This is a genomic window from Arthrobacter sp. GMC3, from assembly GCF_002929305.1.
Lineage (GTDB): Bacteria > Actinomycetota > Actinomycetes > Actinomycetales > Micrococcaceae > Specibacter.
The window spans coordinates 97,302-115,187 of the sequence record NZ_PJIO01000013.1 but is presented as its reverse complement, the minus strand read 5'-3'; the positions used below and the strand labels follow the sequence as shown (position 1 = coordinate 115,187).

Here is a 17,886-nt window from a genome sequence, read left to right as displayed (position 1 = left end):
GATGTGGGAGAGTAGGACACCGCCGGACAAACAGTAAACAGGTCGAGGCCCCACACCACACGGTGCGGGGCCTCCCTCACTTAAACAACCACCATCAACCGACCACGGCCTCCCCACCAGGAGGCCACACCACTTTAACAACCCCCGTCATTCGGCACCGCGGTAGCGTGCTGGGATTCGGTCAACCTGAGGACCTTCGTGGCCACTGTGGGGAGTTGAGGAGTGATGTTTGCCAGCCACCGCCTCTGGGGCGTGGCTACAAGACGTAGGCTAGATGAATGTCTGACATTTTTTCGCATGCATCTGAGCCCGACTACGTTGAAGCCAAGGAGATCGGCAACCGCCGTTCCGAGTCGTTGGTGATCGGTACCTCCGTGGTTCATGCCTTCGATGGATTCACAGACGCGGTACATCTCTGGTGGCCAGTTGGCACCGAGAGTTCTTTCGGCGAGGGCTCTCATGTGGCCTTCCTTCGCGACCACTTGGTTGAAGAATCTGAAGATGGTGAGGAAGTAATCTGGGCGGACATTGTGGACTGGCAATCGCCGGCCCGTATTCAGTTGGAGTGGACACTAGGTCAGGAGTCTCACGTGCCGCTGGATGTTGAGATCCGGTTCGATCCTGGGACGGACAGTTCCTGCAGGGTTACCATCGCGTTCGACCAGATTCAGGACGTACAGTCCATCAGCGGTTTTGATTGTGATTGGCCCCTCATCTTGGCCAGATTCGCCAGATTCATGGGTGGGACGCTCAGCCTCGACTAGACTGTACTGTGGGCCATTGGGTCCAAGATTTTTGCAGTAGAAGATCAATAGTGAAGAGCGGCTGTTACTGTGCCAGTTAGTGCGCTCAAAGGTATAGGAGTCGGCATGGCTGAGCAGTACGGTAGTAACCGCGAAGGATCCTCACACTCGGACAAGGGTGGGGATGGCCGCGGCCAGGGCGGACGCCCCCCTGCTGGCGACCGCAAGCCCCCCAGTGCACGCGCTTATGGGGATCGTGACAACCGTGGCGGCCAAGGCGGCCGACCTTCAGGCGACCGTCCCTACGGTGACCGCAAGCCCGCAGGCGACCGCGGTGGCTACGGCGACCGTCCGGCACGTCCCTCCAGTGACCGCCCTTACGGCAACCGCGATGATCGTGGCGGCCAGGGTGGACGCCCGTCCGGCGACCGCGACAACCGCGGTGGCTACGGCGACCGGCCGGCACGTCCGGCAAGTGACCGCCCCTACGGCGACCGCGATAACCGTGGCGGCCAAGGCGGCCGACCTTCAGGCGACCGTCCCTACGGTGACCGCAAGCCCGCAGGCGACCGCGGTGGCTACGGCGACCGTCCGGCACGTCCCTCCAACGATCGCCCCTACGGCAACCGCGACGACCGCGGTGCTCAAGGTGGACGCCCGTCCGGCGACCGTCCGGCATTCAGCGGTAACCGTGACGATCGCAAGCCCTACGGCGACCGCGACAACCGCACGGCTGACCGCCCGATGGTAAACGGACGTCGTGAAGACAGGAAGCCTTTCGGTGATCGGGACAACCGCGGCGCCCAGGGTGGACGCACTTACGGTGACCGCCCGGCACGTCCGGCAAATGACCGACCCTACGGCGACCGCGACAACCGTGGCGGCGACCGCCCGGCATTTGGCGGTAACCGTGACGATCGCAAGCCCTATGGTGACCGCCCGGCACGTACTGGCGGAGACCGCCCCTATGGCAACCGCGATGACCGCGGCGGCCAGGGTGGACGCCCGTCGGGCGACCGACCCTACGGAGACCGCGACAACCGTGGCGGCGACCGACCGGCACGTACTGGCGGAGACCGCCCCTATGGCAACCGCGATGACCGCGGCGGCCAGGGTGGACGCCCGTCCGGCGACCGTCCCTACGGTGACCGCAAGCCTGCAGGCGACCGCGGTGGCTACGGCGACCGTCCGGCACGTACTGGCGGAGACCGCCCCTACGGCAACCGCGATGACCGCGGCGGCCAGGGTGGACGCCCGTCCGGCGACCGCCCGGCATTCGGCGGTAACCGTGAGGACCGCGGACCGCGCGTGGCACCGGCACGCAACGCCGGCGACCTGCGCAGTTCCAACCGCCCGGACCGCGACCGTTCACCCGAGATCGATCCCGATGTCACCGGCGAAGAGCTCGACAAGGTAACCCGCGCCCAGTTGCGCATCCTTGACTCCCGCAACAATGAATGGGTAACCAAGCACCTGGTCATGGCTGGTCGTTTGATCGACTTCGACCCCGAGCTTGCTTTCCAGCACGCCCTTGCGGCGAGCCGTCGCGGTGGGCGTCTTGCCTGTGTTCGCGAAGCTGTCGCCATGACGGCCTACGCCGCGGGCAACTACGCCGAGGCGCTGCGTGAACTGCGTACCTACCGTCGTATCAGCGGTTCCAACGTACATCTGCCGCTCATGGCCGACTGTGAGCGCGGCTTGGGTCGTCCGGACCGCGCCCTGGACCTGATCAAGTCCGAGGACGCAGAGACTCTGGATACTGCAGGGAAGGTGGAATTGGCTATCGTCGAGTCCGGCGCCCGCGGCGACATGGGTGACCTTGAGGCAGCATTGTCTGTTCTTGAAATCCCGCAACTGGATATCAACCGCGCCTTCTCCTTCAGCCCCCGCCTGTTCCGTGCATACGGCATGGTCTTGCGTGCGGTCAACCGCAAGGATGAGGCCAAGACGTGGGAGCGTCAGGCTCTTGTTGCTGAGGAAGCCCTGGGCATCGACGACAGCACGGATTCGATCATCGTTGACCTGGGCGACGACGACGATGATCTCGGTGTGGAATTGCGTCCGCGCACCCGCGTCTCCGACGTGATGGAGCCGGCGACGGCGCCCTCCGTTGTGGGCGTGGATGAGAACGCACCCGTCAACGTCCATGACGACGTTGAGGCTGACGACGCCGATTCGACGTCGTTCGATTCCGACGATGCTGAATCCGACGAGGACAGCGTTGATGACGAGCTTGACCGTGCCGAGATGGGCGGATCCGGCGATGAAGACCTGGATGAGCTCTTCGAAGGCACTGACACGCACGACGGCGGCGCGCACGGCGACCTTCACGAGCACGATCACCTGGAGGACTAGTCCTTTGCCCGGGGAAACTTTGCTGAGCGGCTTTGACGCCGTCCTGGCGGATCTAGATGGTGTGGTTTATGCGGGCCCTCATGCGATCCCTGGTGCCATTGAGGCGCTGGTTGGACTCGCTGAGATCAACGTGAAGCTGGCGTACGTGACGAACAATGCGTCGCGCACCCCAGCCCATGTGGCCTCTCACCTGCGAGATTTGGGTGCGCCGGCGGCGGATGACCAAGTGGTCAGTTCCGCACAGGCCGGCGCAGCACTTTTGGCGCTAAAGTTTCCCCGGGGCAGCAAGGTGATGGTGGTGGGCAGTGCCGCTTTGGTGCAAGAAGTTGAGCAGGTGGGCATGAACGTGGTCCACAGCGCCAACGACGGCCCCGATGTTGTTATCCAGGGGTTTGACCCGAAACTGGGCTGGGCCAACCTGGCCGAGGCGGCGTTTGCCATCAACGGTGGCGCCGCCTGGATTGCCACCAACACGGACATGACCATTCCCCGGGACCGTGGCATTGCCCCGGGTAACGGGACGCTGGTGGCCGCCGTTCGTGCCGCCGTCGGACATGATCCCCTGGTGGCAGGCAAGCCCGAGGCTCCACTGTTCCTCACGGCAGCCCAGCGCCTGGGGGCAAAGTCCCCAGTGGTGGTCGGGGACCGCCTGGATACGGACATTCTTGGCGGCAACAACGCCGGCATGGCCACCATCTTGGTCCTTACCGGCGTTGACTCGTGCGAGTCGGCGCTGCGGGCCAGAACTGCCGAGCGTCCGGGTTTTATCATCGAAACCCTCAAAGATTTCTACCAGCCATACCCCGAGATTACGAGCGAGAACGGGACCTTCACTTGCGGCGGCGAACGCGCCGAGGCCAGGGACGGCACTGTTGTGGTGACACGAGCCAGCGACGGCGGTGGCAACACCATCGACGCCTGGCGGGCAGCCTGCGCCGCCTGGTGGGCTGCTGTGCCTGAATCCGACACCGCCACGGCCCCGCAAGTGATCTGGCACAGCCCGGCATCATGAGCGGCAGTAACCAGCAAAGCGACGCGGCCGTGGACGCCATCGTGGCACGTGCAGCGCACATGGCGATTCTGGCCACCTCGCGGCACAACGCCATCTACGAAACACTGCTCACCGATCTGCAACAAGAGCTCGACGCCGATCCTTCCTCCGTTGTAGGAGGCGGCTCATGACACGTTTGGACCAGGAACTCGTCAACCGCGAACTCGCGCGTTCCCGGACACTGGCGGCCACCCTCATCAAGGCTGGCCGCATCAGCGTGGCGGGAAAAACCGCCACCAAGGCGTCCCTGCCAGTGACCGCCGAATCCGAGATTGCCTTGGCCGAAGACGGCGAACCCGACTACGTCTCCCGCGCGGGGAACAAACTGGCCGGCGCACTGGCGTACTTCCCCGATGTCAGCGCCGCAGGGAAGCGCTGTTTCGACGCCGGCGCTTCCACCGGCGGCTTCACCGATGTATTGCTGCGCAACGGCGCCGTCACTGTGGCCGCGGTCGACGTGGGGCACGGCCAGCTGGTCAAATCGCTGCGCGAGGACCCCCGAGTGGACGTGTACGAGGGCGTCAACATCCGCTACATGCACGCCGCTGACATTGGCGGACCGGCTGACCTGACAGTCTGTGACCTCTCGTTTATCTCCCTCACCATGGTGATGGGGCCGCTGACGCTGGCGACACGCCCGGGCGGTGACCTTCTGCTGATGGTCAAACCCCAATTTGAAGTCGGCAAGGACCGGCTGGCCCGGACCGGCGTCGTGAGCAGCGAAAATGAGCGCAAACGTGCGGTCGGCCTTGTGGCACAATCAGCACTTGCCAATGGGCTTGAACTGCGTGGACTGGGAGTGAGCACGCTGCCCGGCCAAGATGGAAATGTTGAGTATTTTCTGCTGGCCACTCGGGAAGTGTCACCGCAGGCACATAAGATCGAAGAACAGACTCGGGCAGTGGATACCTTGCTCGCCCAGGTTTGGCCCTGACATCTAACTTGAGGAAAGCTACACACATGACACGCCGCGTCTTGATTCTTGCTCACACCGGGCGCGAGGAATCGATGATTGCTGCCCTGGAAGCGTGCGTGGAGCTCCACGCAAACAACATCGTTCCCGTGATGTACGCCGACGAACTAGCCGACATGACCGGCTACCTTGGTGTTTCCGACGTAAGCATGGAAATCCTGGGGCGCGATGTCACCCTTGCCGACATTGAACTGGTCATGGTGCTCGGTGGTGACGGCACCATCTTGCGTGCCGCGGAGCTGGTCCGTGACCACGACCTCCCGCTGCTGGGCGTCAATCTGGGCCATGTGGGCTTCCTGGCCGAAAGCGAGCGAGCCGACCTCATTGAAACCGTTGACTGGGTGGTGCGCCGCAAGTATTCGGTGGAAGAACGCATGACACTCGACGTCAAGGTCCGGGTCAAGGGGAAAGTCGTGGCCCACACTTGGGCTTTGAATGAGGTGGCCCTGGAAAAAGGCAACCGCGAACGCATGATCGAAGTGGTCACGGAGGTGGATGGGCGCCCCTTGAGCTCCTTCGGCTGCGACGGTGTGGTCATGGCAACCCCCACAGGATCCACCGCCTATGCCTTCTCCGCCGGCGGGCCGGTGGTGTGGCCCGGTGTTGAGGCCCTTTTGATGGTGCCCATCAGCGCCCACGCCTTGTTCGCCAAGCCCCTGGTGGTGGCCCCCACCTCCACACTTGCCGTAGAAGTACTCACACGCAATGGCGCCTACGGTGTCATTTGGTGCGACGGTCGCCGAACAGTGGACCTGCTCCCCGGCGCCCGCATCGAGGTGACGCGCTCCAGCAAGCCCGTCAAACTGGCTCGAACGCAGATTTCGACCTTTTCCGAGCGGCTCGTGCGCAAATTTGAATTGCCTGTCCAGGGCTGGCGTGGACCCTCCACGGAAGAAACTTTCCCTTCCACCTCACAGCTGCCGATCATCAAGAACCCCAAGCCCAAATCCCAGCTTGAAGGGCCGCCCACCGGGCCCGTCCGACCCGTTCCCGATCTGACCGTCACCCGCCACGAGATGCCGGGCAGCCTGGAAGAGGGACAGCACACATCATGATTGAAGAGATTCGCATCCGCGACCTTGGCGTCATCTCCGAATCAACGCTGCCACTAGGCCCGGGACTGAGCGTTGTGAGTGGTGAAACCGGTGCCGGTAAGACCATGGTGGTCACCGCCGTCGGACTCCTGTTGGGAAACCGTGCCGACGCGGGTGCCGTGCGCAACGGGGCCAAGAGCGCTTCCGCCGAGGCCACGCTGACACTGCCGGCAGGGCATGCTGCTCTCAAGCGTGCGCAAGAGGCAGGTGCCGACATTGACGAGTTCGACGGCGGTGCCCAGCTCATCCTGGCCCGCACCGTCAGCGCCGACGGGCGGAGCCGGGCCCACGTGGGTGGCCGCACAGCACCCATTGGAGTGCTCAGCGAACTGGGGGAGACTCTGGTTGCTGTGCATGGGCAATCCGATCAGATCCGGCTGAAGAACCCGGCCGCGCAGCGTGAAGCATTGGACAAATTCGCTGCCGAAGCCCAGAAGGCGTTTCCCGCGGCGATGGCCGCTTACAGCGGCGTTTTCGGGCGTTGGAAGGCAGCCGCGGCTGAACTGGAACTGCTGCGCACCTCGAGCCGGGAACGGTTGCGTGAGGCGGAGTCCCTGACGGTCGCGCTGGCCGAGATCGACGCCGTCGCACCCTTGCCCGCCGAAGATGAACTGTTGAAGGCCGAGGCAGTGAAGCTAGGCAACGTTGAGGAGCTCAGGCGGGCCTCCCTGGGCGCTCACGAGGCGTTGATCGCCGAAGACTATGGTGATGGGCCGGACGCTGTGACCCTCGTGGACACGGCCAAACGCCTTCTTGAGGCCGTAGCCGATTCCGACGACGAACTGGCCGAAACCGCCAAACGCGTCTCGGAGGTGGGCTACCTGCTGGCCGACATTGCCCGGGACCTGGTGGGCTATGCAACCTCACTGGATTCGGAAGGGCCCGGCCGTCTATCTGAGGTGGAGGACCGGCGGGGTGAGTTGGCCGTTCTGGTGCGCAAATACGCGCCCGACATTGACGGTGTCCTGCTGTGGTCCGAAGAAGCCCGGGTACGGCTGAACGAGCTGACCGATGACTCGGGCAGGATCGAAACCCTCGAAGGGGAACTGGCCAGTTCCCTGGTAGAACTTGCGGATCGGGCAGCGGAAGTGACCAAGCTGCGCCGCAGTGCCGCAGAGAAACTCTCACGGCAGGTCAGTGCCGAGTTGAAGGCCCTGGCCATGCCCGACGCGAAACTGGTCATTGAGATCACAGCAACCGAACGTGGCATCCATGGTGCCGACGAGATAGCCTTCCTGCTCCAGCCACACGCAGGCTCCTTGCCGCGTCCGCTGGGCAAAGGCGCCTCAGGCGGTGAGCTCTCGCGGGTGATGCTGGCCCTGGAAGTGGTCCTGGCAACGGTGGATCCCGTCCCCACCTTCGTCTTCGACGAGGTGGACTCGGGTGTTGGTGGCAAGGCCGCCGTCGAAATTGGCCGGAGGCTGGCCATGCTGGCCCAGCACGTTCAGGTCTTGGTCGTCACACACCTGCCCCAGGTTGCGGCATTCGCGGATCAGCATATTCTTGTCACAAAGAGTTCTGTGAGTAAAAACTCAGGCGGTGGCATCACCACCAGCAATGTACGACTTTTGAACGATGAAGAACGGGTGCGGGAATTGGCCCGGATGCTGGCAGGGCAGGAGGATTCAGCAACAGCACAGGCCCATGCCAAGGAACTTTTGGCAGACGCCCGCCAAGGGAAAGCGTAAGACGGTTCGTTTTTGTGTGGCCCGCCGGAGAGGTTCCGTACCGGGTGCGAACGACTATTGGCTCATTAGATGATAGGCTCGAATTCCGTGGTTCAACGATCAAATTCCCGGTTCAGTGGTCAGTCCAAGACGACCAAACACATCTTCGTCACCGGCGGTGTCGCGTCCTCGCTCGGTAAGGGACTGACGGCTTCCAGCCTCGGTCACCTGCTCCGTGCACGCGGCCTGTCGGTCACAATGCAAAAACTCGATCCCTATCTCAATGTGGATCCAGGCACCATGAATCCCTTCCAGCACGGTGAAGTCTTCGTTACTGACGACGGCGCCGAGACTGATCTGGACATTGGTCACTACGAGCGATTCCTTGATGAAAATCTTGAAGGATCCGCCAACGTCACCACCGGTCAGGTGTACTCCACGGTCATTGCCAAGGAACGCCGCGGCGAATACCTGGGCGACACCGTGCAGGTCATCCCGCACATCACCGATGAAATCAAGCGCCGTATGCGCCTTCCTGCCGAAGGTAAGAACGCACCCGATGTCATCATCACCGAAATTGGTGGCACCGTCGGTGACATCGAATCTCAGCCGTTCTTGGAGTCTGCCCGCCAGGTTCGTCAGGACATTGGCCGCAACAACGTCTTCTTCGCCCACGTTTCCCTGGTGCCTTACATTGGCCCGTCCCAGGAACTGAAGACCAAGCCCACGCAGCACTCCGTTGCAGCCCTGCGCTCCTTGGGCATCCAGCCCGACGCTTTAATCCTGCGCTCGGACCGGGTCCTGCCTGAGGCCATGCACGCCAAGATCGGTCGCGCCTGCGACGTGGACGTCGAAGCAGTCATCGGCTGCCCCGATGCCCCGAGCATCTACGACATCCCCAAAACCCTGCACTCTCAGGGCCTGGATTCCTACATTGTGCGAGCCCTGGACCTCCCGTTCAAGGATGTCGACTGGACCAAGTGGGACAAGCTCCTGGAAGCCGTTCACAACCCCTTGCACCACGTTGAGATTGCCTTGGTCGGCAAGTACATTGACCTGCCTGACGCCTACCTCTCCGTCACCGAGGCGCTGCGGGCCGGCGGCTTCGCCAACAGCACCAAGGTCAAGATCCGTTGGGTCCCCTCCGACGACTGTGCAACAGAAGCTGGCGCCATCAAGGCGTTGAGCGACGTTGACGGAATCTGCGTTCCCGGTGGTTTCGGTATCCGCGGTCTCGAAGGCAAGCTTGGCGCCCTGAAATATGCCCGCGAAAACCAGATCCCGACGCTGGGCCTGTGCCTGGGCCTGCAGTCGATGGTTATCGAGTACGCCCGGAACGTTGTGGGCCTTGAGGGCGCATCCTCCTCGGAGTTCGATGACAACCCCAAGTACCCTGTCATCGCCACCATGGAAGAACAGCTGGACATTGTGGACGGCAACGGCGACCTTGGCGGAACCATGCGCCTTGGTCTCTACCCGGCTGTGCTGACCGAGGGCTCTGTCATTGCAGAGACCTACGGGACCACGGATGTTTCCGAACGTCACCGTCACCGCTACGAAGTCAACAACAAGTACCGCGACCAGATTGCTGCCGCCGGGCTGGTGTTCTCCGGAACCTCACCCGATGGCAAGCTCGTGGAATTTGTTGAACTTCCCCGCGAAGTCCACCCGTACTATGTCTCCACCCAGGCCCATCCGGAATTGAGCTCGCGCCCCACCCGGCCCCACGCTCTCTTCTCCGGGCTGATCGCCGCCGCTCTGGACCGTCAAAACGCAACCCGTCTGCTGGACGTCTAAGGCACCATGAGCGAAATTGGTACGCCGTCGTCGGCGCAGAGTACGCAACCAGGCCCTGCCTCATCGCAGGGGCCCGTCGCTGATACCCTCAGTGACCGCACCATGCTCTCCTCCACGACGGTGTACCAAGGACGAATCTGGGACGTGGTCTCGGACACCTTTGCCCTGGAACCCGGCTCCAAGCCGCTGACCAGGGATTACATCGCCCATCCTGGCGCCGTGGCCATCATGGTTCTCAACGACGCCAACCAGGTGTTGTTACTGCGCCAGTACCGCCACCCCGTGAAAATGGATCTTTGGGAAATTCCCGCGGGACTTCTGGATGTGGACGGCGAGGACTTTGTTGTAGGCGCAGCCCGGGAGCTGGCGGAAGAAGCCGATCTGGTGGCCGGGCAATGGCATGTTCTCACCGACTTCTTCAACTCCCCGGGTTCCTCCAGCGAAGCCATCAGAATCTACCTGGCCCGGCAGATTTCAGAGGTACCCGAGACCGATCGCCACGTGCGTACCGATGAGGAAGCCGAGATTCAACTGCGGTGGGTCGACCTTGACGAGGCGGCCACCGCCGTCCTGGAAGGACGCATTCACAACCCGAGCGCAGTCGTTGGCATTTTGGCCGCGGCGGCCGCTGCCCGTGAGGGCTTTGCCTCATTGCGGGACAGCCATGCCCCGTGGCCTGCCCACCCGAGTCAACGCGCGCAGTGACTGCCGGGGGACTGGTCCGCGGAACCGATAGTGTTGGCAGCGTTTCCCCCTTGGGGAGGGCTGTTGCAGATTACCTCCAGCACGTCAGCGTGGAACGCGGCCTTGCCGCCAACACCCTGGCAGCCTATCGGCGCGACCTTTCCCGCTATCAGCACTTCCTTGCGGCTTTCCCCGTTCTTGAGCCCGAACAGATTACCCGCCATCACGTCAGCGAGTTCGCCCAGGGCCTCTCCGACGGGGCCGACGGCGGCTCCGCGCTGGGGCTGCGCTCCGCCGCGCGGACCATTGTGGCGGTGCGAGGGCTACACAAATTCTGGGCCCTGGAAGGACTGACCACCAAGGATCCGGCCGCGGATGTCCACCCGCCCATGGCGGGCCGACGCCTGCCCAAAGCCATCAGCGTCGCCCAGGTAACTAAAATTCTTGAAGCTGCCGGCTCAGACACTCCGGCAGGGTTGCGGGACTCGGCCATGCTTGAGTTCTTGTACTCCACCGGGGCCCGCATTAGCGAAGCAATCGGGCTCGATGTCGACGATCTTGTTCTGGCGCCTGCTGGGGGAGAGGGGCCCTCGCTGGTGCGACTCTTTGGCAAGGGGTCAAAGGAACGTCTTGTGCCGATCGGCTCCTATGCGCTTCGAGCCATTGAGGCTTATCTTGTGCGCGGCCGGGGATCGTTGGCCGCCAAGGGGAAAGGTACCCCTGCCCTGTTTCTGAATGTGCGGGGTGGGCGAATCAGCCGCCAAAGCGCGTGGACCATTTTGAAGGCTGCCGCCGAGAAAGCCCAGGTTGATCTCGAGGTGTCCCCGCACACCCTGCGCCACTCGTTTGCCACACATCTTCTTGAAGGAGGGGCTGACGTGCGCGTAGTTCAAGAACTCTTGGGGCACGCCTCCGTCACCACCACGCAGGTGTATACGCTGGTCACTGCCGAGACGCTGCGCGAAGTGTATGCGGCCGCACACCCACGCGCGCTCGGATAACCCCCTATCCCGCTAGTAGACCGCTGTGCCGTACGGTTGAACCATGAGTAACGCCACCGAACACTTCCGGGCCAAGTTGGAATTTGAAATCGATGTCATGGCCGCCCGTGACGGACTCGTAGGCGGTGAATTCGCGCTCGTGGACACCCGCAGGCACGCCTCCTGGGACCACGGGCACGTCCCCGGCGCCATCCACCTGCCCACGGCTCTCATTCCGGCCCAGGCCGCTGCGCTCATCCCACCCGGCACGCCCGTGGTGGTGTATTCGTGGGGGCCAGGCTGTAATGGCAGCACCTTTGCCGCCCTGGCTTTCGCAGAACTGGGCTATCCAGTGCGGGAAATGATCGGTGGCATTGAATACTGGGCCAGAAATGGTCTTCCCGTGGAAACAGCCGATGGTCTCAACACCCGGGCCACGGACCCTCTCGTCACGGCTGACTGACTGAACGTCCGCCGTCGGGCTTAAACAAAAAGTGCCGGAACGGCCGCTCACAACAACCGCAAAGGTTGATGTGAGCGGCCGTTCCGGCACCCGGGTGTTAGCTACGCGGTGACGGCCAGAGCGTCGATCTCGACCAACATGACCTCGTGGGGCAAGTCAACGAAGACAGTGGTGCGGGACGGGAGCTGGCCGCTGGGGACGTTTTCCTTGATGAACTCGCCGTAGACGTCGTTCATGGCGGGGAAGTCGTCGCGCGTGGTCAGGTAAACGCGGAACATGATGACGTCTTCTACGGAAGAACCTCCGGCTTCCAGGATGGCCTTGACGTTCTCGAGTGTGCGACGAGTCTGAACGCGGACGTCGCCTTCGCCAATGTACTCGTTGGCAACCGGGTCCATGGGGCCCTGGCCGGAGACCTGGAACAGGCCACCCTTCTTTACACCCTGCGAGAAGGTGTGCGCCGGGGCGGGAGCGTTTTCGGTGCGGACAATAGTTTTTTCACTCATCGAGTGTTCCTTTCATTGGAGACCCAACCCAAATCTCTTGAGATGGCCTGGGTCCCATTAATTAGTACTGGTAGTAATTTCAGCAAGCCTTCGTAGTCCAGTAGGACCACCGGGACAGAGATTGACGCCGCCCCCACCACGCTTCCGGAGGCGTCCCTGATGGGCGCGGCAACGCAGTGCACAAATGACTCGTGCTCGGACCTATCCTGCGCCCAGCCTTGTTCACGTACAAGACTTAGCTCGTTCAGTAGTTCCTCAGGTGTGGTCAGCGTGTTCTCAGTCATCTTGATGTAGTCCAGCCCGGCAGCAATATGCACCTGCCGGGAGCGGGGCATATCCGCCAGGATGATTTTGGCAACAGCCGCCGAATGCAAAGCCGCCGTGAGTCCAATCCGTGAGTACATGCGAACGGGATGGTGCGACTCGAACTTGTCGATGTACACCACCTCGGCGCCCTCAAGTTCGGCAAGGTGGACGGTATGGCCTGTTGCATCGTTCAGCTTGGCCAAATGCGGGCGGGCAATCTGGCGCAGGTCACGCAGTTCCAAGGCACGGGAGGAAAGCTCAAAGAGTTTCCGGCCCAACTGGAATTGTCCGGCCGCGTTGCGGACCAGAAAGTGCTCGTCCTCGAGGGAATGCAGCAGTCGCATCACGGTTGTCTTGTGGACGTCGGAGGTTGCCGCCAACTCATCCAAGGTGGCGGGCTGCTCGGCCAGCTGCGACATTAGGCCGAGGGCACGGATGAGGCTCTGGCTCATGGCGTGGTACCTATCAAGACGGGGGAATCGATCCGCCCGGGGGAAACCCTGGTGGCGGCCCATTCCTCTTCGGAACAGCCAAGAATTTGGGCCAGAACCTCCGACGTCGGAAGGGGGCCGCGATCGCCAAGGACGGTGAGCGTGCAGGCGGCGCTCAGGTGACCGCGACGCAGCGAGGAGCGCTGGTCCAGCCCGAACAACCGGCCGCTGAGGTAACCGGCGGCAAACGCATCCCCGGCACCCACTGGCTCAAGCACGTCGACGCTCAGCGCAGGAACTTCCACGCGGCCGCCGTCGTTCATCAACGCAATCGCGGATGTGTCGGCGTTCTTGAGCACAATGACGGATGGTCCGGGAAGCAGTGCCCGCAGTGCCGCCTCGTCATTGGTCCCGAAGGCCGGCAGGGCCTCATCGGCTCCCACCAGCACCACGTCGGCCTGGTTGGCGAGCGTCGCGAGGACAGTTTTGTCTTCGTCAGCCCACAGCGCCTCGCGCCAGTTGACGTCGAAGGAGATGAACTGGCCGTTGCGGGGCGCGGACATGATGGTGTGGAGCATGGCGCGGCAGCTGGGGGATAGTGCCGCAGTGATGCCGCTCAAGTGAACGAGTCCCGCCGATTCCAGGAGAGAGCCGATGGCCGGGTTCCTCAGCATCTGCGGGCTCATGGCCGAGGCGGCCGAACCCTTCCGGTAGTACAGGACCGAACTTTCCTCGACATCAGATTTCGTAGTGGCAGGGACCTTGACGTACAGGCCTGTGGGGAGTGCGGGGTCGACTTCGACACCGCCGACACCCACCTGGTGAGCTGTGAGGTCATTAAGAATGCGGGTGCCAAAGCCGTCGCGGCCCACCCTGCCGATCCAATGGGTTTCGACGCCCATGGCGGCCAGACCCATGGCGACGTTGGACTCCGCGCCACCCACACCGTAGAAGAGCTCAGTGGCTTCCGAGAGCGGAATGTCATGGGTTGGGGTGAGCATTGCCATCGTTTCTCCGATGCAAACAACTGAAAGCATGACCTTCTGCACTTCCTCTCACCCTGTGGCTGGAATCTCACTCTCGTCTTGACGGACGAATCCTGACCATGTTAGACATGGTGACAGTGAGTTTGCAACTAGCGTTGCAATATACGCAACGGGGCCGACATGCTGGCCCGCGAAGGGAAGTAGCAGTGGGCAAGGACGCAACCATCAACGGCAGCGTGGCACCAGCCGGCAACACCGAACCGTCGGCAGGCATCGATGTCGCCATGGTTGAGGCACTCGACCAGCGCGAACTGGGCTTCAACTACAAGGCCATACCCGCTGCCGCCCACGGGCAAACCGCTGGCGCATTCGCCACATCTGGTGTCTCCTTGGGAGACTTGCAAACGCCCCTGCTGACCCTTGACGCCATGGCCATCAACGCAAACGTTGTGCAGATGGCCCGCTGGTGTGCTGAGAAGGGCGTTCGTCTGGCACCCCATGGCAAGACCACCATGGCTCCGCAAATGTGGCGTCAACAGCTGGATAATGGAGCCTGGGGCATCACCTTGGCTAACGCCTCCCAGCTGCGCGTCGCCCACGCCTTTGGGGTCGGTCGCGTCATGATCGCCAACAGCCTCACCGACCCGCAGGCCATCGCCTGGGTAGCGGCCACGCAGAGCCCGTCGTTCACCGTTGTGTCCTGGGTCGACTCGCTGCAGACAGTCGCCCTCCAAGAAACCACACTCTCGGCAGTTCCCGGCGCCGTACTTGACGTCATCGTTGAACTGGGCCAAGAGGGAGGGCGGACGGGGATTCGTTCCAGCGCGCAGGCACTTGAGCTGGCCCGTGCAGTCAACGCATCCACCCACCTGCGCCTTGTGGGCGTGGGCGGCTACGAGGGCTCCCTGGCCCACACGGCCGACGCCGACGCCCTGGGCACCGTGCGCGGTTACCTTTCCCGTGTCAAGGATCTCCACGAGCAGTTGCTGACCGAGAACTTGTACGCGCCCGATGCTGACATTATTGTCACCGCCGGCGGCAGTGCCTACTTTGACGACGTGGTTGACGTCTTGGGCGACTGTGCCTCGCCGGCCACAGCCGACGGCGGCCCCAAGGTTGAGGTCATCATCCGCAGCGGTGCCTACATTGTGCACGACGACGGCTTCTACCGTGGCATTTCACCGTTTGGCCGCGGGGCGGAAATGGCTACGAAGCCGTTTGCCTCGGCCATGCATGCCTGGGCCCGCGTTGTCTCTGCACCCGAGCCGGGCCTTGCAATCCTCGACGCCGGCAAGCGCGACCTTCCCGTGGATGAGGGCCTACCCGAACCCCAGTTCCTTGCGCGGTCACTTGGTGGTGAACTGGACACACTTGTTGGTGCGAGCATCAGTTCCGTCAACGACCAGCACAGCTTCTTGCGGTTTAACCCGGAAACGACGTCTGTCAACATTGGTGATGTGGTCCGCCTGGGCTTGTCCCACCCGTGCACGGCATTCGACAAGTGGACGCTCATCCCCGTCCTTGCCGATGCCCGCAATGACCACCGCGTCGTGGATCTCATCCACACGTTCTTCTAGGCCATGACTTCGCAAAGCACGTCCACCGTGCGCACCATCATCGCCAACGCAACAGTCGTGGACGGGAGCGGCGCACCCAGGTATGTTGCCGACGTCGTGCTCGAAAATGGACTGATCCACAGCATTTCCACGGCTGGCACCTACCCTGGTGGCGACGACGTCATCGACGCCCGGGGGTTGGTGCTGAGCCCTGGATTCATTGACATGCACGCCCACTCGGACCTGCAACTGTTCCTGAACCCGGACCACTACGCCAAACTCAGTCAGGGAGTCACCACCGAGCTGCTGGGTCAGGACGGGCTTTCCTATGCCCCCATTGACGACGTCACACTGGCTGGGGTGCGGCAAAAGATTGCCGGTTGGAACGAAAACCCTGCCGACTTCGACTTCAATTGGCGCACGGTGGGGGAGTACCTCGACCGGCTCGATCAAGGGATTGCCACCAACGCCGCCTACCTGATTCCCCAAGGCACGGTCAGGGCCATGGTCCGCGGATTCGGTGACGGCGAAGCCACCGCCGAAGAGGTAAGCGCCCAACAAGAGGTCATTCGTGCCGCCATGGAGGAAGGCGCCGTAGGCATGTCCTCCGGGCTGACCTACACCCCGGGCATGTACGCCACCACCGAGGAATTGACACAGCTGTGCTCAGTAGTGGCCGAGTTCGGTGGCTTCTATGCACCGCACCACCGCTCCTACGGCAAAGGCGCCCTCGAGGCCTACGACGAAATGATCGAGCTGAGCCGTGCAACCGGCTGCGCCCTGCACCTTTCCCACGCCACCATGAACTTCGCCCCGAACAAGGGCCGTGCCCCCGAGCTATTGGGTTTGATCGACCGGGCGTTGGACGACGGCGTGGACATCACCTTGGACACCTACCCCTACCTCCCCGGTGCCACCACCCTGTCGGCCATCCTGCCCAGCTGGGCCTCCGCCGGTGGGAGCCAGACAACCATGGACAGGTTGCGAGATCCGCATACCCTTGCCCAGATTCGCGAGAACGTGGAGATCTACGGTTCCGACGGCTGCCATGGCGTAGTGGCCGAATGGGAAACCCTGGAAATATCGGGTGTTCAAAATCCGGAACTAGACGGTTACGTCGGCAAGACCATTGCCCAGATCGCCCAGAACAACGGCACCGATCCCTTCGAGACCTTCGTGGACATTCTGCTGCGCGACAAAATGGCCACAGGCATCCTGCAACACGTGGGTCACGAGGAAAACGTGCAGGCCATCATGGTTCACCGCACCCACTGCGGCGGCAGTGACGGAATCCTGGTCGGCGCCAAGCCACACCCGCGCGCCTGGGGAACCTTCCCCCGCTACCTTGGCCATTACAGCCGCGAACTGGGCCTGCTCAATCTGGAACAAATGGTTCACCACCTCAGCGGGCGTCCCGCGGCTCGGTTGAAACTGGTGGACCGCGGCCTGGTGCGCGTCGGCTACGCAGCAGACCTGGTGCTCTTCGACCCGGAAACAGTCAACGCCACCGCCACCTTTGAAAACCCGCGCCAAGCAGCCGCGGGAATCCAGTACGTATTTGTCAACGGCACTGCAGCCATCAAAGCGGGCACACCCACCGGCGCACTTGCCGGCCGGGCGCTGCGCCGTACCCCGGAAGGAACCCGCCCCACATCATGAATAACCAAGAACTCATTGCACGGCTCGAGGCTGACCGCACCATCGCCGTCGTACGAGCTCCCGAGATTGCCGACGCTGCCGAGCTTTGCCGCTCGCTCGTGGCAGGTGGCATCACCGGCGTCGAACTGACCTACACCACCCCGAACCTGCTAGCCCATGTTGCCCGTGCGGCGGCTACTGCAGCAGATCATGGCGCGATTATCGGTGTGGGAACTGTTCTTACCGCAGACCAAGCCAAGGCCGCGATCGACGCCGGCGCCCAGTTCCTTGTCACCCCCGGGATTCGCCCCGAGGTGGCCAAGGTGGCCGCCGACGCTGGCATCCCGTTCGCGCTCGGCGCCCTGACACCCACTGAGGTGGCAATGGCGCTTGACCTGGGCTCCGCCGTCGTGAAGATCTTCCCGGCCAGCGCCATGGGGCCGGCCTACCTGAAGGACCTGCAGGGGCCCTACCCGGGCATCAAGTTGCTGCCCTCTGGTGGAATCAGCGCCGCAAACGCCAAGGACTTCCTCGCAGCTGGCGCAGTCGCCGTGTGCTGCGGGACCGCCGTGGTGCCCCCGGCCGTCGTGGCCGCCGGAACGTGGGATGAGATTACTGCCCGCGCCGCCGCGTTCACCAGCATTCTTTGCTAATCT

General features: G+C 62.9%; 17 protein-coding genes. 14 read left to right on the top strand and 3 right to left on the bottom strand.

Annotation, left to right across the window (positions count from 1 at the left end; genetic code table 11):
• The first annotated feature begins 278 nt into the window (after positions 1-278).
• The 11 genes from CXQ94_RS17865 (at position 279) to CXQ94_RS17820 (ending at position 11,807) form a co-directional block, all read left to right on the top strand.
• Positions 279-764, top strand: a complete 486-nt coding sequence (locus CXQ94_RS17865) for a hypothetical protein (RefSeq protein WP_104091936.1) — start codon at positions 279-281, stop codon at positions 762-764.
• A 105-nt stretch (positions 765-869) separates the two neighbouring features.
• Entirely contained in the window at positions 870-3,098 is a 2,229-nt protein-coding gene (locus tag CXQ94_RS17860) for a hypothetical protein (protein ID WP_104091935.1), read from the top strand.
• Between the two features lie 4 nt (positions 3,099-3,102).
• Positions 3,103-4,110 (top strand): HAD-IIA family hydrolase, encoded by a 1,008-nt coding sequence (locus CXQ94_RS17855; RefSeq protein ID WP_104091934.1) that lies wholly within the window; start codon positions 3,103-3,105, stop codon positions 4,108-4,110.
• Complete coding sequence (locus CXQ94_RS22710) at positions 4,107-4,280, top strand: hypothetical protein (protein WP_181034288.1); 174 nt, start codon at positions 4,107-4,109, stop codon at positions 4,278-4,280. The genes CXQ94_RS17855 and CXQ94_RS22710 overlap by 4 nt, the downstream gene beginning before the upstream one ends.
• Positions 4,277-5,083, top strand: a complete 807-nt coding sequence (locus CXQ94_RS17850) for a TlyA family RNA methyltransferase (protein WP_104091933.1) — start codon at positions 4,277-4,279, stop codon at positions 5,081-5,083. The genes CXQ94_RS22710 and CXQ94_RS17850 overlap by 4 nt, the downstream gene beginning before the upstream one ends.
• Before the next feature lie 26 nt (positions 5,084-5,109).
• Complete coding sequence (locus CXQ94_RS17845) at positions 5,110-6,177, top strand: NAD kinase (RefSeq protein ID WP_104091932.1); 1,068 nt, start codon at positions 5,110-5,112, stop codon at positions 6,175-6,177.
• Entirely contained in the window at positions 6,174-7,904 is a 1,731-nt protein-coding gene (recN, locus tag CXQ94_RS17840) for a DNA repair protein RecN (RefSeq protein WP_104091931.1), read from the top strand. The genes CXQ94_RS17845 and recN overlap by 4 nt, the downstream gene beginning before the upstream one ends.
• A 69-nt stretch (positions 7,905-7,973) precedes the next feature.
• Positions 7,974-9,680, top strand: a complete 1,707-nt coding sequence (locus tag CXQ94_RS17835) for a CTP synthase (RefSeq protein WP_104091930.1) — start codon at positions 7,974-7,976, stop codon at positions 9,678-9,680.
• A gap of 102 nt (positions 9,681-9,782) precedes the next feature.
• Complete coding sequence (locus CXQ94_RS17830; protein WP_258067195.1) at positions 9,783-10,385, top strand: NUDIX hydrolase; 603 nt, start codon at positions 9,783-9,785, stop codon at positions 10,383-10,385.
• Positions 10,382-11,365 (top strand): site-specific tyrosine recombinase XerD, encoded by a 984-nt coding sequence (xerD, locus tag CXQ94_RS17825; RefSeq protein ID WP_104091928.1) that lies wholly within the window; start codon positions 10,382-10,384, stop codon positions 11,363-11,365. Before CXQ94_RS17830 ends, xerD begins: the two co-directional genes overlap by 4 nt.
• Positions 11,366-11,408: 43 nt before the next feature.
• Positions 11,409-11,807 carry a rhodanese-like domain-containing protein gene (locus tag CXQ94_RS17820; protein ID WP_104091927.1) on the top strand — a complete coding sequence of 133 codons (399 nt, stop codon included), beginning with the start codon at positions 11,409-11,411 and terminating at the stop codon, positions 11,805-11,807.
• 101 nt (positions 11,808-11,908) lie between these two features.
• Here the strand turns inward: CXQ94_RS17820 and CXQ94_RS17815 are convergent, their stop codons facing one another.
• Genes CXQ94_RS17815 through CXQ94_RS17805 form a run of 3 tightly spaced genes read right to left on the bottom strand, consistent with a single transcriptional unit; the run spans position 11,909 to position 14,087 of the window.
• The gene (locus CXQ94_RS17815; RefSeq protein WP_104091926.1) at positions 11,909-12,313 is read right to left on the bottom strand and encodes a RidA family protein; all 405 of its coding nucleotides are present in this window, start codon (positions 12,311-12,313) and stop codon (positions 11,909-11,911) included.
• On the bottom strand, positions 12,310-13,071 hold the full coding sequence (locus CXQ94_RS17810; RefSeq protein ID WP_104091925.1) for an IclR family transcriptional regulator: 762 nt from the start codon (positions 13,069-13,071) through the stop codon (positions 12,310-12,312). The genes CXQ94_RS17815 and CXQ94_RS17810 overlap by 4 nt, the downstream gene beginning before the upstream one ends.
• Positions 13,068-14,087: a sugar kinase gene (locus CXQ94_RS17805; RefSeq protein WP_104091924.1), complete on the bottom strand. Its 1,020-nt coding sequence runs from the start codon at positions 14,085-14,087 to the stop codon at positions 13,068-13,070. The genes CXQ94_RS17810 and CXQ94_RS17805 overlap by 4 nt, the downstream gene beginning before the upstream one ends.
• 155 nt (positions 14,088-14,242) lie before the next feature.
• On the opposite strand from CXQ94_RS17805, the gene CXQ94_RS17800 reads away from it, so the two are divergent.
• Genes CXQ94_RS17800 through CXQ94_RS17790 form a run of 3 tightly spaced genes read left to right on the top strand, consistent with a single transcriptional unit; the run spans position 14,243 to position 17,883 of the window.
• Positions 14,243-15,613: an alanine racemase gene (locus tag CXQ94_RS17800; RefSeq protein ID WP_258067183.1), complete on the top strand. Its 1,371-nt coding sequence runs from the start codon at positions 14,243-14,245 to the stop codon at positions 15,611-15,613.
• A 3-nt stretch (positions 15,614-15,616) separates the two neighbouring features.
• Positions 15,617-17,251, top strand: coding sequence for an amidohydrolase family protein (locus tag CXQ94_RS17795; RefSeq protein WP_258067182.1), 1,635 nt, complete (start codon positions 15,617-15,619; stop codon positions 17,249-17,251).
• Entirely contained in the window at positions 17,248-17,883 is a 636-nt protein-coding gene (locus CXQ94_RS17790; RefSeq protein ID WP_104091923.1) for a bifunctional 4-hydroxy-2-oxoglutarate aldolase/2-dehydro-3-deoxy-phosphogluconate aldolase, read from the top strand. Before CXQ94_RS17795 ends, CXQ94_RS17790 begins: the two co-directional genes overlap by 4 nt.
• Positions 17,884-17,886: the final 3 nt, after the last annotated feature.

Excerpts from the sequence above, each read along its gene's own strand:
- CXQ94_RS22710 (WP_181034288.1), top strand. The coding sequence starts at position 4,107 with ATGAGCGGCAGTAACCAGCAAAGCGACGCGGCCGTGGACGCCATCGTG.
- CXQ94_RS17835 (WP_104091930.1), top strand. The coding sequence starts at position 7,974 with ATGATAGGCTCGAATTCCGTGGTTCAACGATCAAATTCCCGGTTCAGT.
- CXQ94_RS17845 (WP_104091932.1), top strand. The coding sequence starts at position 5,110 with ATGACACGCCGCGTCTTGATTCTTGCTCACACCGGGCGCGAGGAATCG.
- CXQ94_RS17805 (WP_104091924.1), bottom strand. The coding sequence starts at position 14,087 with ATGCTTTCAGTTGTTTGCATCGGAGAAACGATGGCAATGCTCACCCCA.
- CXQ94_RS17815 (WP_104091926.1), bottom strand. The coding sequence starts at position 12,313 with ATGAGTGAAAAAACTATTGTCCGCACCGAAAACGCTCCCGCCCCGGCG.
- CXQ94_RS17820 (WP_104091927.1), top strand. The coding sequence starts at position 11,409 with ATGAGTAACGCCACCGAACACTTCCGGGCCAAGTTGGAATTTGAAATC.
- CXQ94_RS17795 (WP_258067182.1), top strand. The coding sequence starts at position 15,617 with ATGACTTCGCAAAGCACGTCCACCGTGCGCACCATCATCGCCAACGCA.
- CXQ94_RS17790 (WP_104091923.1), top strand. The coding sequence starts at position 17,248 with ATGAATAACCAAGAACTCATTGCACGGCTCGAGGCTGACCGCACCATC.
- CXQ94_RS17860 (WP_104091935.1), top strand. The coding sequence starts at position 870 with ATGGCTGAGCAGTACGGTAGTAACCGCGAAGGATCCTCACACTCGGAC.
- CXQ94_RS17865 (WP_104091936.1), top strand. The coding sequence starts at position 279 with ATGTCTGACATTTTTTCGCATGCATCTGAGCCCGACTACGTTGAAGCC.
- CXQ94_RS17850 (WP_104091933.1), top strand. The coding sequence starts at position 4,277 with ATGACACGTTTGGACCAGGAACTCGTCAACCGCGAACTCGCGCGTTCC.
- recN (WP_104091931.1), top strand. The coding sequence starts at position 6,174 with ATGATTGAAGAGATTCGCATCCGCGACCTTGGCGTCATCTCCGAATCA.
- CXQ94_RS17810 (WP_104091925.1), bottom strand. The coding sequence starts at position 13,071 with ATGAGCCAGAGCCTCATCCGTGCCCTCGGCCTAATGTCGCAGCTGGCC.
- CXQ94_RS17830 (WP_258067195.1), top strand. The coding sequence starts at position 9,783 with ATGCTCTCCTCCACGACGGTGTACCAAGGACGAATCTGGGACGTGGTC.